Source organism: Paenibacillus sp. FSL K6-2441, assembly GCF_037964765.1.
GTDB lineage: Bacteria > Bacillota > Bacilli > Paenibacillales > Paenibacillaceae > Fontibacillus > Fontibacillus phoenicis.
In genome coordinates, this window is sequence record NZ_CP150174.1 from 3464787 (window position 1) to 3480000 (window position 15214).

Genomic DNA, 15214 nt, shown 5'->3' on the forward strand with positions numbered 1-15214 from the left:
TATCCACCTCGCCCTGTGAATGCGAATTGTACGTTAGCGTATACTCTGCACTCAGCCAGATTGCATCGCAGGATTGAAAAAACGAGGCTATTTCCTTTCAAGTCCGAGAAAGGCCGGTTTCAAGCATCGCTTCTCTGTCAGTTGCTAACTTTTTTGAAAATCTGGGTGGTTAGGTGTGTTTGGGTTACCCAGAAACCTAAAAATTCTACTTGACATAGTACGCTGATATCTTAAAAAAGAGCCTGTAGCATACAGGCTCTTCCTATTTGTGTTTGTCTGTAACGCGATTAACCTTCCGACTCTTTAATGGTGTGACTGATCGCGCTGCGGTCAAACGTCAGCTTTGTCACGTCATTCACGCGAAGCACTACCGTATCGTCGGTCAGCTCCATAATCGTTCCATGCAATCCGCCAATCGTCACGATCTTATCGCCTTTCTTCAAAGCGCTCAGCATCGAATTACGTTGCTGCTGCTTCTTCTTCTGCGGACGAATCAATAAAAAGTAGAAAACGGCGATCATGATAACAAATGGAATGATCATGGAGATAAGCGAGTTGGCGCCAGTTGTTTGTTGCGCGGCATACTGAAAGAACATGTCATTTCCCCCTTTCCAAAATCGAACTAACGCTTTTTCTTAAAATCCTTTGTCATTGCCAAACAGACCGTACTGCTCAAAAAATTCATCCCGGAAACTCAACAACCGATCTTCCATAATCGCCTGACGAACTTTACCCATCAGATTGATGAGGAAATGCAAATTATGATATGTAGTTAATCGCAGCCCAAACGTCTCGTCGGCTTTGATCAAGTGGCGGAGATACGCCCTGGAGTAATTTCGGCAGGTATAGCAGTCGCACTCGGGATCCAGCGGTCCGAAATCGTTGGCATACTGAGCGTTGCGTACGACTAAACGGCCTTGGCTGGTCATCGTCGTACCGTTGCGCGCGATCCGAGTCGGCAACACGCAATCGAACATGTCGATGCCGCGAATCGCTCCTTCAATTAAGGCATCCGGAGATCCGACTCCCATCAAATAACGGGGCTTGTCTGCCGGCAGCAGCGGAACGGTATATTCCAGCACCTCGTACATGAGCGGCTTAGGCTCGCCTACACTCAGTCCACCAATAGCATACCCCGGAAAATCTAGGGAAGTCAAATCGCGGGCGCTTTGCTTGCGCAGATCCTCGTACATGCCGCCTTGAACGATGGCAAACAGTCCTTGATCGTGCGGACGGGCATGGCTCTGCAAGCAGCGTTCCGCCCAGCGGGTCGTACGCTCCAGGGAATTTTTCACGTATTCATAATCCGCCGGATACGGCGGGCATTCGTCAAACGCCATCATGATGTCCGAGCCGAGCGCATTTTGGATTTCCATTGCCACTTCCGGAGACAGGAATAGTTTATCGCCGTTCAAGTGGGAGCGGAAATGTACGCCTTCCTCCGTGATTTTGCGCATTTCACTCAGCGAGAACACTTGAAACCCGCCGCTGTCCGTCAAAATCGCGCGGTCCCAATTCATAAATTTGTGCAGTCCGCCGGCCTCACGAATAATTTCATGTCCCGGACGCAGGAAGAGATGGTACGTATTGCTTAAGATGATTCGCGCATCCATCTCCTTCAGCTCTTCCGGACTCATCGTTTTTACTGTTGCCTGCGTACCCACCGGCATAAAGATCGGTGTTTCGAACGAGCCGTGCGGCGTATGCACGCGCCCTAACCGGGCTCCGGACTGCTTGCAGGTTTTGATATGTTCATACGTAATTGCTGCTGCCAATCTGATCAACCATCCTCTACTCAAATAAAAATGCGTTTAGTAAATAAACATGGCGTCACCGAAGCTGAAGAACCGGTACTTCAAGTTGATCGCTTCCTGGTAAGCCTGGAGGATCCGCTCGCGTCCCGCCAGCGCGCTGACCAGCATCACCAGCGTTGATTTCGGGAGATGGAAGTTCGTAAGCAGCGCATCGACCAGTCCAAACTGGTAGCCGGGATAAATAAAGATCCCTGTCCAGCCGCTGCTCTTGACGATGGGGCCGCCCTCACATTGCTTAGCCACCGTCTCCAACGTTCGTGCCGAGGTCGTCCCGACGGCAATGACCCTGCCGCCTCTCGCTTTCGTTTCATTTAAGACGTCAGCTGTTTCCTGCGGCAGCACATAATATTCTTCGTGCATGACGTGATCCTCAACCCGGTCCACCGACATCGGCCGGAACGTGCCCAACCCGACGTGCAGCGTGACGAAAGCGATCGTCACTCCTTTCGCCCGCACTTGCTCCAGCAACTCTTCGGTGAAATGCAAGCCTGCCGTTGGTGCGGCGGCTGAACCCTCATGCTTGGAATACACAGTCTGATAACGTTCGCGGTCATCCAGCTTCTCCTTAATATAAGGAGGCAACGGCATTTGGCCCAAGCGATCTAGGATTTCGTTAAAAATCCCTTCATAAGCGAACCGAAGTACGCGTTCGCCCATATCCCCTTCGGACTCGACGGTGGCTCGCAGCTCGTCCCCAAACACGATCACCGATCCGGTTTTTAATTTCTTACCGGGTTTGACCAAGGCTTCCCAGCGGTCCTCGCCCAAGTTTTTGAGCAACAGCACTTCGGCTTTGGCACCGGTCCCTTCCTTTATCCCAAACAATCGGGCGGGAATGACCCGCGTATCATTCAGCACCAGCGTATCGCCTGGCTGTAAGTAATCCAATATATCGGAAAACTTGTGATGCCGGATTTCCCCGGTCTGTTTATTTAGCGTCAGCAAGCGCGAAGCGGTGCGTTCGGCTAGCGGTGTCTGGGCGATGAGCTCCTCCGGAAGCTCGAAGTCGTATAGATCTACATTCATCGGTATATTCTCATTCCTTAACGATAGACACATTTTGATAGTAGTGTTGCAAGATTTGCCGGTAATCATACCCGGCGTCGGCCAATCCTTTGGCCCCCCATTGGGAAAGTCCCAGACCATGACCGTTTCCGCGTCCCACGAAGACGAATTGGTTCGACGTATCCACCACGCGGGCTGTTCGATCGCCGCTCATCACAACCAGCTTGCCGCTGGCTGTCGTCTTGCCTGATGCCGACTGAATCGTCGTTGCGGACATAGCTGTACCGGTACCAGTCGTTCCTCCTGCACCTTGTACAGTATAACGTCCCGTTTGCACGATATCAAACAAAGTGCTGGGCAAGCCATTCAGAGCAGAGCGATACGTATCCGGATATTTGACGTTCAGCGGCTGTCCATTGGCTTTGACCTGCGTCACGCGTCCGGATGGGCCCCGCTGGCTGACCTCCAGATTCCATATCGAAGATGGGATGTCGGATGTCGTTTTTCCCTTCAGGGACTTCACCAGTTCGTCCGAGGTATAAGGTCCGCGAATCCACGCATAGGAGCTGGATTCAGGCACCTTGACCAACACGATGGCCTGGTCGCCCGGATTCAGCTTCGCCAGGGGATCCACATCCGATTGAATGAGCGGCAGCTTCCGGACCAAGACGTTACTGGTCGTCACCGTCAGCTTCTGCAACCCTGCCGGATTCGTCCCATTGACCACCGTATTATCTTCACGGACGTATCCCGTGATCCCGCTCGACAACAGCACATAATACCACGATTTTAATGAGGCTTGCGCAGATTCGTCCCCGTCGCTGGGAACGCTGGAATAGATCGGATTCACATTCCCCCAAACCTCAACCGAATCCGCCGTCACCCCGCCGCTGTTCGACGCAAAGATGCCTTCTACAATTTGTCCGTTTGACGATACCAGCACTTCTCCTGCCGTAGCATCCACCGCTTGAACGATGCTGGCGACCTCTTTTTCCGTCCCATTGTAGACTTGGCTTAAAGTCGTATCCACCAGGCCGGCTACCTTAAACTTATTGAGCCCTGCATTATACAGCGCATAGCTGCGTGCCGCAACCGCCTGGGCCTTCAACGCCTCCTGCGGCCAAGACGATGGAACTTCACCGGCGACAACAGAATACAGGTATTGCTCTAACGGCAGCTCGTTGACGAGCGCCAGTTGGCCGTTCACTTTACTGATCTCAAAATCTCCGCGGTAGCTGCGCCCCGAACGCTCCACCACCTGGATCGGCGAATTGCCGTTATCCCGAAGCGTCAATTTGGTGCCTTCTCCGCTTAACTCATAATGGTCAACGCCTGCCGGAGCCTCCAAATTTAGCGTCACGTCCCGGTGCAGGAGTAATGCAGGGACATTTTCATTAACTGGCGCTAAGGAAAGATTCGGATGGAGTCCGGCCAGCTCGGCTTGGAGCGCGGACTGCTCGGAGGCACTTAACGCGCCGCCGATCCATACCGCATATTGCCCGGGGCCGGTCATCGCCACTACCGCCTCCGCATGCTGGGCGGACAGCGTTTGGCGAAGATTCTCGGCTTCCGCCTGACTTGCAAACGAACCGGCGGACACGTACAGAGGGCCGCGTGCTTCGGCTTTAGCGCCTTTTAAGGATGCAGACAGCGTTTGGCTGACCCGATCCGCTGCTTTTTGCGCTTCCGCTGCACTGGCGTAAGGGCCTGTATAAACGCGGTAGATTGTGCTTCCCGCTTGATTTACGGCATAAGCCACCGGACGGTCTGACGTGGCTTGCAGCTTCTTGACCGCAGCAGCGACCGTTGCCCAATCCGCAGATTCCAATGCTTTAACCTTATATCCATTGACGCTAAATCTCGTCGTAGCCCCCGCTCCCAGCTGCAGCCAAGTCTCCGGCGCCGAACTGCCCGCCAAGATTACCTCTGCCGCTGCCGCCGTTTTTAAAGTAACAGCTGGAGTTGTCGATTTATAGGTGCTGCCCAAGTCCAGGTACATCGCTACGCGGACGCGAGATGTATCCGAATCGTCAGCCGCTGCCGGCAGCTGAAAAGCCCCAGCTAACAGCAAACCCGCAACAATTCCTTTTCCCCATCGGGCTAACGAAAATGCTCGTCTCGTTCGTGTTGTACGTTTCAAACCTGCTTCTCCCCCTTTATGATGCCTTCGAGCCAAGTTCACAAATGCTAAGGTGTCTCGGGCATCGGCAGACCTAAATGCTGATAGGCTGCCGGCGTGACCACCCGTCCTCGCGGCGTCCTCTGCAGAAATCCGATCTGCAGCAGGTAAGGTTCATACACGTCCTCGATCGTCTGACTCTCTTCACCGATGGTTGCGGCGATGGTATCCAGCCCGACGGGGCCGCCGCGAAAGCTCGTAATCATCGCCCGCAGCATTTTGTGGTCGATCAAATCCAGCCCCATCGGGTCAACCTGCAGCATCTGCAGCGCTTCTTTGGCGATCTCCGTGGTAATCATACCGTCGCCCCGCACCTGCGCATAGTCGCGTACGCGCTTCAGCAAGCGGTTTGCAATCCGCGGCGTCCCCCGCGAACGAAGCGCGATTTCCGTCGCCGCATCCCCAATCATTTCGATGCCAAAAATATCCGCGCCTCGCGACACGATATAGCTAAGTTCGTCGATGTTATAGAACTCGAGGCGGCTGACGACCCCAAAACGGTCTCGTAGCGGCGCCGACAGGAGCCCTGCCCGCGTCGTAGCGCCAACGAGCGTAAAAGGCGGCAAGTCCAGCCGAACCGACCGCGCACTTGGCCCCTTGCCGATCATAATATCCAGCGCAAAATCCTCCATCGCCGGATATAGCACTTCCTCCACCGTCCGATGCAGCCGGTGAATCTCGTCGATAAACAGGACGTCGCCTTCCTGCAGATTGGTCAGCAGCGCAGCCAAATCCCCCGGCCGCTCAATGGCCGGTCCCGAGGTCGTGCGCAAATTCACGCCCAGCTCGTTGGCGATAATGTTAGCCAGCGTCGTCTTGCCGAGTCCTGGCGGTCCATAGAGCAGCACGTGATCCAGCGCTTCTTTGCGCATTTTTGCCGCTTCGATATATATTTTTAAATTTTCCTTGATCTGGTTCTGTCCGATATACTCCGCCAAATAACGCGGCCGCAGGCTTAACTCCACCGCCTGGTCCTCCAGCATTAAATTCGCGGAAATAATCCGGTCCTCCATCATGCGCTACGCTCCCCTTCCTGTCCTCATCCTCAGCCGGCGTACAGCAGCTTGAGCGCCTTCTTCATGACGGAATCTACCGCCTCGTCCGGCCCGACATCGTCCTTCAGGCGATGCCATACCTTGTCCAGCTCTGCTTCGGTATAACCCAGTGCTTTCAGGCCTTCGCGCGCCTCCGGCCATCCCGGATTACCGTCATCCCCCAAGGTCTCGCCAACATCCGCAGGCACCGGATCAAACAACGTACCTCCGACGCCCTCCAGCTTGTCCTTCAGGTCCAAAATCATCCGCTGCGCCGTCTTCTTCCCAATCCCGGGCAGCTTGGTCAAAAAGGAGACATTCTCCTGATGAATCGCCGCCACAACATGGTCCGGGCTCCCGCCGCTCAAGATCCCCAGCGCCACACGCGGGCCGATCCCGGATACCTCAATCAGCTTGCGGAACAGCTTCTGCTCCTCGCGGGTTGGGAATCCAAACAGCAGAATCGCATCTTCACGAACATGGTGATGGGTGTAGATCGTCACCGTTTCCTGTCCTTTGGCTGCAAAAGCGTACGGATTCGGACAAAACACCCGATACCCTACCCCCTGTACATCCAAGACGACGTACTCTGTTTCCAAATGGGCAATCTGGCCCCGCAAAAAATCGATCATGAACGCAATACCTCGTTTATTTTAGAGTTTAAAGTATACGAATGCGCATGGCAGATCGCCACGGATAACGCATCCGCCACGTCGTCGGGCTTCGGAATCGCTTGGAGCTTCAGGAACATGCGCGTCATCTCCTGCACCTGGCGCTTCTCCGCCTTCCCGTAACCTACGATCGCCTGCTTCACCTGCATCGGGGTGTATTCCGCAATCGGAAGCCCCTTCTGTGCCGCAGCGAGCACCAACACGCCCCTCGCTTGACTGACCGACATCGCCGTCGTAACGTTCCGATTAAAAAACAGCTTCTCGAACGCCACCGCATCCGGCTTATATTTGTCAATCAACTGAACCATCGCCTCATAGACATGCATAAGCCGTTCTTCCTCGGGCGTATGGGCCTCGGTTTGGATGCAGCCGTACTGCACCGGCGTGACCCTATTGCCTTGTTTATCGATAAATCCGAACCCGACAATCGCAATGCCAGGGTCAATTCCAAGTATCCGCAAGGCTCATCTCCCCCTATCGTTGCTATAACTCCCCCTTGATCCTCGGATGGAGCCCTGTCCTACATAAAGCGAACATATGTATTCACTTTATTATAGCAAAAGATCGGTCAAGATTGAGGAAAAACTTATTTGCAGGTGAAAAAAGTGTAATTAACGCTGGCAAAATAAAAAGAGGGACGTCCCTCCGTTATCTACGATAACTTCATGAGACACCCTCTTCTGGTTGTTCTATTATTCATTCAGCGAAAATAAGCGAGCAGCGTTTTAAGGCTGTTCCTCCTGCTGCATGACTCTCTCCGACGGTTCAATCGCGAAATCGCTGAAGGTGGACAGTACACTATTGTATTCCTCAACATCCTGAATACGAATCCCTTGCCGCAACTGCTGGATTACTTCTGCCGGCAAAGCGCTCTCCATCATTTCCACGTCGATCTGAAAAAAAGTACGAACTGCCTTTTCCTTCTTCGGCGGACCGTCAAATAACGTTAAGTTGCCATCCTTGTCCAAGCCGATGTATCCTTGCGTTTTGCAGTCTTCGGAAAGGCCATCGATTTTCTCTTCGATCCAAACGTCGCCCCCTGCGCCAAGTCTGCCTTTCCATGTAGGGTGATCCTTCATCAACTCAGCGATTTCATTGGGGGTCATAATGCCGAGAACACTGCTTTCTTCACCACAGGTGTATATTTTCGTCAGATGGACGATTCTCGATTTCCCCTCTTCCAGATCCGATAACCATTCGTTATCGGCATCCGGAGCAGCTTCTTGCCACATTCCCAGGGTTTCGATCGCCATCGGTTCACGAGCCATCAACTTCTCCATTTGATCGGATAATCGAAGCCCCATCCAGGCCATAACCGCAATCAGTGCCAAGGCGCTGGCGGTCCATATGGCGCGTCTCCATCTTCTCCATCGTTTTTTCAGATGTTTTTTGATTTGGAAGATATTCACGGTTATCCCCTTCTATCGGACTTTTGTCTCTATTTTGACCGATAGTGGGAGCCTTTATTCAATTCTCGAAAACGGCGGCATCCCATTCTTAAACATTAAAAAAGCAGCCATCCGTTAAGATGACTGCTTCCATGGATCGGGACGACACGATTCGAACATGCGACCCCCTGGTCCCAAACCAGGTGCTCTACCAAGCTGAGCTACGTCCCGTAATCAAGTGTTTTACCGATTCTAAAAAATCGGGCCACTCTTTCTATTATATCGACTTCGACATAGAAGTCAAGCATTAATATTCGATTTTATTCGTTATTATCTATTCCCCTGAAGGTACAAATGATATCAGCTTTGCAGCATTTGAGTATGGTGATATTATCGTGACTCATGATGGCAACGTTCTTTGGAATAAACTGGATTACTCTTTAACCAGCGCCGCATTCAGACGTACCGTCACTTCTTGCGAGTCGATACCTTATAAGCGTTATTCAGGTGCTATATAATAAAGACCATCATCACCCAATTGTAATAAGTAGTCGGTATCAGCTGCTGTAATCAAAACTTCATTCCCATTGTCCCTTATTTCTTTATAATAGATGTGTCCATCGTGATAATATAATACTTCACTTGCTTCATCATATTGAAAATTGTCAGTCAACCTTTCTTTATTAATCAAAGAACTCCAGTCTAGGGTTTGTCCATCCTCGATCTCAATCTTAAATATGTGGATACCTGTTATATTCGTTATTTTATAATCAGTGGCATAAACATAATAAAGGTGTTCGTCCCGCCTTTTTATATCTTCAATCCGCATACTCCCTCGACTGTCGATGATCTCGACCAGATCGTTATAGACCACAATGTGAAAACTCTCCCTACCACTGGAGCCGTAAAACTCCGGATTTTCAATGTACTGAATTACTTTTAAGGAATCAGCTTCAAAAAATGAAAAGAAATTTGATATTTCTTCTATCTCTTTAATAGAAAACTGTGGATTTTCCCTTAATCTATCAGCTAGTGTGTTCATGATCTTTGTTTTCTCTGAATCCTCTACTTCTCCTCTATCCCACCTGTTGAATAATGCTTGAAGATCTTCTTGTCCTCGCTTTGGATCAGAGTTGATATAATAAAGTACGCCTATTAAAATCAGACAACTTACAATAGCAATTAAAATTTTTTTCATTTATTATAAAAAATCCTCTCGCATGTATTTTTTGTAAACAAAACGCTGCTACCGATATCCTAATTAGATATCGGTAGAGCGTCACTGGGAAACTTATAATTATTCTTTATTCATATTCAATCATACCAGCTACTCCACCAGCCTTCAAAGACTTTCAGGAATAAATAGTTTCCGCCACCTATTGTCGGTAATAAAGAATAGTCAATTACATGTGGAGTATACGTATACAATACCCATGCTGGAAAAGTGTCCACCTGTATTTTCCCAGCATAAGTCACACCACCAGATGTTTTTGATACACCGCCATTAACAGTCAAAAACACATCTAGCTTGGAATCATGCAGCCACTTATCATACATCCACGCACTGGCAAGTTCGACCTGCTTATCAAAACCGGTGTACGTGGTAATATCCCCACTATCCGTCGCTCCATAGCCCATAGCGTAATGAAATGCTCTTCTGTTAACGTTAGTATCTGTACTGGTAACTAGACTGCTTTCTTTCTGTAGGGTAACCAGTATCACTCGAGGATTAATACCCGCATTCTTTGCTGCATCACTAATAACCTTTGAAGGTTTTACTGTTCTACCAGTATCATAAGCATTACCACTAGAATTGATAGCGTAAATCTTAATGTTATTCCTTAAAACAGAATTTTTACTTGTAAGGAAACTCTGAATTTCACTTTCAGTCATTGCGTCGTCATTGTTGTAAAGAAAATCACTTGAGGATAATAGTGAATTCATCCTTTTGCCGGCAACATAATAATCAACAACTGCAAAAGGAGTAACAGAACTATTCTCGAGACTATTAACAGTGGAACTGTCAACTAGCCCTTGGGAATATTGTTTAGCTATTTCATCTTTCAAAGTTGCTTCTGCATTGCTGAATTTTCCAAGATTTATTTGATACAGCTCTTTCTCCCGAAAGTAAGATGTCTGCAGTTGATTGTTATAAAAAATATTCTCAACAACTTGTCCATTCTTAGAATAGTCGTATACTGTTTTATACCCTGCTGTGTCAGTAACTTGAATAATTCTATCATTGTCCCATTGAATATCGTAAATTCGTCCGTCAGAATGGATTTCATTTTTAATTCGGCCGCTTTCATCATAAATCATAATGTTCTCATTAATAAGATTGGCCTTATTTTGTTTCAAATTCTTTGGTAGGGAGTCATAAACAGCAGAAATTTCATCTAATGTACTTTTTGAAAGATTCGTTTCCGATGCATAAACACCTGAATTAAGACTAAGAAATAATAAAGATGCCAAAAGACTAAATACAGTTAATGCTTTCATCTTTTTTGAGATCACTGTTTTTCACCTCTTTAAAAGTTTTCATTCCAACTAAAAACAACACATCTAACCCTACAAGAAAATCTAAATCTATCTTTTTAGACTAAGTCCCTCTTCTCTAAAAGCCTACTCTATCAACTATGTACAAAACATTTTTTTATCTTATAATAGTAACTAGGCTGTTTGCTTTGAACATAGCAAAGAGCGTGCAGAGTTGATTTCCATCGCGCCTCCAAAAGCAATATGGAAATCGACTCTTATTTATTGCAGCAAGATACCAGATATCAGATACCCTTCTGATATTCTTGATACAATCAGTCATTATTGAACATCAATAGCTGCTTCATTTAATCAAACCATTCAATATATAAACACTTCGACTTATACCTTTCTTACGCTCCTTCTAAACATTGCTTGTTTGAAGCGGAAACTCTGCGTTGTCCGCCTGTAAATGCGTACACCTGTATGACGTTGCTTACGGGGAGCAAGCGATCCTCCTCATAGTTAATTAAAAACGTTATTTATCTGCCTTATTGTAAGGTGAGCTGGCAGATTCATTGGATCAAAAACGACTCCAATCCTTTCCTTGACTTTGACGTGCTTTTCTAAATTATCTTCACCGAATATTTTTACTATACCGCTATCTTTTGGATACTACTCCCAGGATTACTTTGAATGTCGTTGATTTGCCTGCCCCGTTATCACCAATAAACAACCCGATTATTGATCCGGCCGGCACATTAAAGCTAACATCTTACAACATCGACGCAAGACAGAAACTGCAAATTAAATGTCGAAGAAGAGAGGGGGTAACTGGGTTGGCTGTACTATTGTAAAAGAAGTAAATGTGGTACTCATGATGGAGGGATTACCGCTAACCTTAAGGTATATATTGTAATTTCATACATATTATATAGTGTATTCGATTTGATTTCAATATTTTTTGTCAAACATTATTACATCAATAGAAAATATATCCATTTAAATCAAATAAATCGCAATAATAATTGCTTATGAAATTCATACTACCCATTTATAATTTCTGCTACAATTTCTGGTTCCTGGCTATCTCCGCCAATTACTGAAGAAACCAAATTTCTTTTCATTTGTATATTCAAAAGTAGACGGCTTAACCAAGTAACCGTCAATGCACAATTTCTCGTACGCTTCAGCGCTACTGCCGAACATTAACTCAAGTAAGTTATTGTGCCAGCTATATCAATTTTCACTGGGTGACTTTTGTATCGTTTCCTCCTGAGCTCTTCGATGCCATTTGGTATTGTAATTATTAAACTTAAGATCATCTCACGTTGTAACAAAAAAAGCAGATTTATTAAATCACGATTCGTGATTTAATAAATCTGCTTGTTTGATGCCGGTGAAGGGACTCGAACCCCCACGGTTTCCCTCACGATTTTGAGTCGCGCGCGTCTGCCAATTCCGCCACACCGGCAAAGGGAACGCGCCCTAAGAGATTCGAACTCCTGACCTTTTGATTCGTAGTCAAACGCTCTATCCAGCTGAGCTAAGGGCGCGTATTAAGATGGAGCGGACGACGGGAATCGAACCCGCGACCCTCGCCTTGGCAAGGCGATGCTCTACCGCTGAGCCACGTCCGCATAATAAATATGAAACTGGTGAGCCATGAAGGACTCGAACCTTCGACACCCTGATTAAAAGTCAGGTGCTCTACCAACTGAGCTAATGGCTCGTACAAGTCTTAACTAAGAAGATAAATGGCGGAGCCGACGGGATTCGAACCCGCGGTCTCCTGCGTGACAGGCAGGCATGTTAGGCCTCTACACCACGGCTCCACACGAGAATAATGCCATCCTCTTGAAGAGGATAATTGCGGGGGCAGGATTTGAACCTGCGGCCTTCGGGTTATGAGCCCGACGAGCTACCGGGCTGCTCCACCCCGCGTCAGTAATAAGAAGTATGGTGGAGGCTGAGGGGATCGAACCCCCGACCCTCTGCTTGTAAGGCAGATGCTCTCCCAGCTGAGCTAAGCCTCCAGATCTGGGATGACTAAAGAAAAGAGATGGTGACCCGTAGGGGATTCGAACCCCTGTTACCTCCGTGAAAGGGAGGTGTCTTAACCCCTTGACCAACGGGCCATATTCAAGTCCTTGCTGGCGGAGAGAGAGGGATTCGAACCCTCGAGACGCTTGTGACGCCTACACGATTTCCAATCGTGCTCCTTCGGCCAACTCGGACACCTCTCCATAAGAGTTGGTTTCCCCGGAAGAGAAGGAAATATGCAAAACATATATCCTTCCTTCCAGGATAGACTCCCCGAACAGGACTCGAACCTGTGACAACTCGATTAACAGTCGAGTGCTCTACCGACTGAGCTATCGGGGAACATTGCTTGGCAGCGTCCTACTCTCCCAGGACCCTTCGGTCCAAGTACCATCGGCGCTGGAGGGCTTAACGGTCGTGTTCGGGATGGGAACGAGTGGAACCCCTCCGCCATTGCCACCAAACAAGATTTTTGCGCTGCTTTTACTTCCGCACTTTCCGCTTCAGCAAAAGATCAAACCTTATAAAAGGCTTGCAGCTAAAAATCGGTTCAAGGTTGAATCCTTGAAAACTGGATACGAAACTAGATTTGCATTTTAGCCCCTATTCAGTTCCCGGGGTCCCCGAAAAGTACTCGGTGTACTCTCCGAAGCCTCCGCTTCACTTTTTGGGGTGAATTTTGGATAAGCCCTCGACCGATTAGTACCTGTCAGCTCCATGCCTTACGGCACTTCCACCTCAGGCCTATCAACCTTGTCGTCTTCAAGGGGTCTTACATACGGGGAAATCTCATCTTGAGGGGGGCTTCACGCTTAGATGCTTTCAGCGCTTATCCCGTCCGCACTTAGCTACCCAGCTGTGCTCCTGGCGGAACAACTGGTGCACCAGCGGTGCGTCCATCCCGGTCCTCTCGTACTAAGGACAGCTCCTCTCAAATTTCCTACGCCCACGACAGATAGGGACCGAACTGTCTCACGACGTTCTGAACCCAGCTCGCGTACCGCTTTAATGGGCGAACAGCCCAACCCTTGGGACCTACTTCAGCCCCAGGATGCGATGAGCCGACATCGAGGTGCCAAACCTCCCCGTCGATGTGGACTCTTGGGGGAGATAAGCCTGTTATCCCCAGGGTAGCTTTTATCCGTTGAGCGATGGCCCTTCCATGCGGTACCACCGGATCACTAAGCCCGACTTTCGTCCCTGCTCGACTTGTCAGTCTCGCAGTCAAGCTCCCTTCTGCCTTTGCACTCTTCGAATGATTTCCAACCATTCTGAGGGAACCTTGGGGCGCCTCCGTTACTCTTTAGGAGGCGACCGCCCCAGTCAAACTGCCCACCTGACACTGTCCCCGTACCGGATTACGGTACCAGGTTAGAACCTAGATACGATCAGGGTGGTATCCCAACGGCGCCTCCACCGAAGCTGGCGCTCCGGCTTCCTAGGCTCCCACCTATCCTGTACAAATCGTATCCAAGTCCAATATCAAGCTGCAGTAAAGCTCCATGGGGTCTTTCCGTCTTGTCGCGGGTAACCTGCATCTTCACAGGTATTAAAATTTCACCGGATCTCTCGTTGAGACAGCGCCCAAGTCGTTACGCCATTCGTGCGGGTCAGAATTTACCTGACAAGGAATTTCGCTACCTTAGGACCGTTATAGTTACGGCCGCCGTTTACTGGGGCTTCGGTTCACAGCTTCGGAGGTATTCCTCCTAACCGCTCCCCTTAACCTTCCAGCACCGGGCAGGCGTCAGCCCGTATACTTCGCCTTGCGGCTTCGCACAGACCTGTGTTTTTGCTAAACAGTCGCTTGGGCCTTTTCACTGCGGCCCCCTCGGGCTATTCACCCTACCGAGGCACCCCTTCTCCCGAAGTTACGGGGTCATTTTGCCGAGTTCCTTAACGAGAGTTCTTCCGCGCGCCTTAGAATTCTCTTCTCGCCTACCTGTGTCGGTTTGCGGTACGGGCACCTTCTCCTGGCTAGAGGCTTTTCTTGGCAGTGTGAGATCATGACCTTCGGTACTGTAAATTTTCCCTCCCCATCACAGCCTAGCCTTATCGGTGTGCGGATTTGCCTACACACCAGCCTCACTGCTTGGACGAGCATCCATCAGCTCGCGTCACTACCCTACTGCGTCACCCCATCGCTCATAACGGATTACGGTGGTACAGGAATTTCTACCTGTTGTCCTTCGACTACGCCTTTCGGCCTCGCCTTAGGTCCCGACTTACCCTGAGCGGACGAACCTTCCTCAGGAACCCTTAGGCTTTCGGCGGATCAGATTCTCACTGATCTTTTCGTTACTCATACCGGCATTCTCACTTGTATGAAGTCCAGCTGTCCTTCCGGTCAACCTTCAACCCGCATACAACGCTCCCCTACCCCAGATGCAAAGCATCTAGCCATAGCTTCGGTGGTGTGTTTAGCCCCGTTACATTTTCGGCGCAGAGTCACTCGACCAGTGAGCTATTACGCACTCTTTAAATGGTGGCTGCTTCTAAGCCAACATCCTGGTTGTCTGTGCAACTCCACATCCTTTCCCACTTAACACACACTTGGGGACCTTAGCTGATGGTCTGGGCTGTTTCCCTTTTGACAATGGATCTT

Annotated in this window: 10 protein-coding genes, 11 tRNA genes, 2 rRNA genes and 1 pseudogene (1 of these 24 running past the window's edge); all 24 read right to left on the reverse strand. The window is 49.2% G+C overall.

The annotated features are described in order from the left end of the window. Positions 1-287 precede the first annotated feature (287 nt). Positions 288-596, reverse strand: coding sequence for a preprotein translocase subunit YajC (gene yajC, locus NSQ80_RS15880; RefSeq protein ID WP_009224417.1), 309 nt, complete (start codon positions 594-596; stop codon positions 288-290). A 39-nt stretch (positions 597-635) separates the two neighbouring features. Then, positions 636-1775, reverse strand: coding sequence for a tRNA guanosine(34) transglycosylase Tgt (gene tgt / locus NSQ80_RS15885; RefSeq protein ID WP_009224418.1), 1140 nt, complete (start codon positions 1773-1775; stop codon positions 636-638). A 36-nt stretch (positions 1776-1811) separates the two neighbouring features. After that, positions 1812-2840 (reverse strand): tRNA preQ1(34) S-adenosylmethionine ribosyltransferase-isomerase QueA, encoded by a 1029-nt coding sequence (queA, locus tag NSQ80_RS15890; protein WP_036644734.1) that lies wholly within the window; start codon positions 2838-2840, stop codon positions 1812-1814. 10 nt (positions 2841-2850) lie between these two features. Next, positions 2851-4959: a SpoIID/LytB domain-containing protein gene (locus NSQ80_RS15895; protein WP_036644737.1), complete on the reverse strand. Its 2109-nt coding sequence runs from the start codon at positions 4957-4959 to the stop codon at positions 2851-2853. A gap of 47 nt (positions 4960-5006) precedes the next feature. Further along, positions 5007-6011, reverse strand: a complete 1005-nt coding sequence (gene ruvB, locus NSQ80_RS15900; protein ID WP_036644827.1) for a Holliday junction branch migration DNA helicase RuvB — start codon at positions 6009-6011, stop codon at positions 5007-5009. A gap of 32 nt (positions 6012-6043) precedes the next feature. Continuing rightward, positions 6044-6664: a Holliday junction branch migration protein RuvA gene (gene ruvA, locus NSQ80_RS15905; RefSeq protein WP_009224422.1), complete on the reverse strand. Its 621-nt coding sequence runs from the start codon at positions 6662-6664 to the stop codon at positions 6044-6046. After that, positions 6661-7164, reverse strand: coding sequence for a crossover junction endodeoxyribonuclease RuvC (gene ruvC, locus NSQ80_RS15910; RefSeq protein WP_009224423.1), 504 nt, complete (start codon positions 7162-7164; stop codon positions 6661-6663). The genes ruvA and ruvC overlap by 4 nt, the downstream gene beginning before the upstream one ends. Positions 7165-7428: 264 nt before the next feature. Further along, positions 7429-8112, reverse strand: coding sequence for a BofC C-terminal domain-containing protein (locus NSQ80_RS15915; RefSeq protein WP_009224424.1), 684 nt, complete (start codon positions 8110-8112; stop codon positions 7429-7431). 136 nt (positions 8113-8248) lie between these two features. Next, positions 8249-8322: transfer RNA gene (locus NSQ80_RS15920), tRNA-Pro, on the reverse strand. A 268-nt stretch (positions 8323-8590) separates the two neighbouring features. Then, positions 8591-9289, reverse strand: coding sequence for a hypothetical protein (locus tag NSQ80_RS15925; RefSeq protein ID WP_260070207.1), 699 nt, complete (start codon positions 9287-9289; stop codon positions 8591-8593). Positions 9290-9405: 116 nt separating this feature from the next. Beyond that, positions 9406-10605 (reverse strand): hypothetical protein, encoded by a 1200-nt coding sequence (locus NSQ80_RS15930; protein ID WP_339299857.1) that lies wholly within the window; start codon positions 10603-10605, stop codon positions 9406-9408. Between the two features lie 492 nt (positions 10606-11097). Continuing rightward, positions 11098-11350 (reverse strand): annotated as a pseudogene (locus tag NSQ80_RS15935) (ATP-binding cassette domain-containing protein); the annotation flags it as partial. A gap of 610 nt (positions 11351-11960) precedes the next feature. Beyond that, positions 11961-12040 (reverse strand) — tRNA-Leu (locus NSQ80_RS15940). A gap of 8 nt (positions 12041-12048) precedes the next feature. Further along, positions 12049-12122 (reverse strand) — tRNA-Arg (locus tag NSQ80_RS15945). A 9-nt stretch (positions 12123-12131) separates the two neighbouring features. Beyond that, positions 12132-12206, reverse strand: a tRNA-Gly gene (locus NSQ80_RS15950). Positions 12207-12222: 16 nt separating this feature from the next. Then, positions 12223-12298 (reverse strand) — tRNA-Lys (locus tag NSQ80_RS15955). A 26-nt stretch (positions 12299-12324) separates the two neighbouring features. Further along, positions 12325-12401: transfer RNA gene (locus tag NSQ80_RS15960), tRNA-Asp, on the reverse strand. Positions 12402-12436: 35 nt separating this feature from the next. Further along, a tRNA-Met gene (locus NSQ80_RS15965) sits at positions 12437-12510 on the reverse strand. Between the two features lie 16 nt (positions 12511-12526). Continuing rightward, positions 12527-12602, reverse strand: a tRNA-Val gene (locus NSQ80_RS15970). 27 nt (positions 12603-12629) lie between these two features. After that, positions 12630-12704 (reverse strand) — tRNA-Glu (locus NSQ80_RS15975). A 16-nt stretch (positions 12705-12720) separates the two neighbouring features. Continuing rightward, positions 12721-12812 (reverse strand) — tRNA-Ser (locus NSQ80_RS15980). Positions 12813-12878: 66 nt separating this feature from the next. After that, a tRNA-Asn gene (locus tag NSQ80_RS15985) sits at positions 12879-12951 on the reverse strand. A 5-nt stretch (positions 12952-12956) separates the two neighbouring features. Further along, positions 12957-13073: ribosomal RNA gene (gene rrf, locus NSQ80_RS15990) — 5S ribosomal RNA — on the reverse strand. A gap of 215 nt (positions 13074-13288) precedes the next feature. Next, positions 13289-15214 (reverse strand): 23S ribosomal RNA (locus NSQ80_RS15995); it runs 1007 nt beyond the window's last position.

Excerpts from the sequence above, each read along its gene's own strand:
- ruvA (WP_009224422.1), bottom strand. The coding sequence starts at position 6,664 with ATGATCGATTTTTTGCGGGGCCAGATTGCCCATTTGGAAACAGAGTAC.
- queA (WP_036644734.1), bottom strand. The coding sequence starts at position 2,840 with ATGAATGTAGATCTATACGACTTCGAGCTTCCGGAGGAGCTCATCGCC.
- NSQ80_RS15925 (WP_260070207.1), bottom strand. The coding sequence starts at position 9,289 with ATGAAAAAAATTTTAATTGCTATTGTAAGTTGTCTGATTTTAATAGGC.
- yajC (WP_009224417.1), bottom strand. The coding sequence starts at position 596 with ATGTTCTTTCAGTATGCCGCGCAACAAACAACTGGCGCCAACTCGCTT.
- ruvB (WP_036644827.1), bottom strand. The coding sequence starts at position 6,011 with ATGGAGGACCGGATTATTTCCGCGAATTTAATGCTGGAGGACCAGGCG.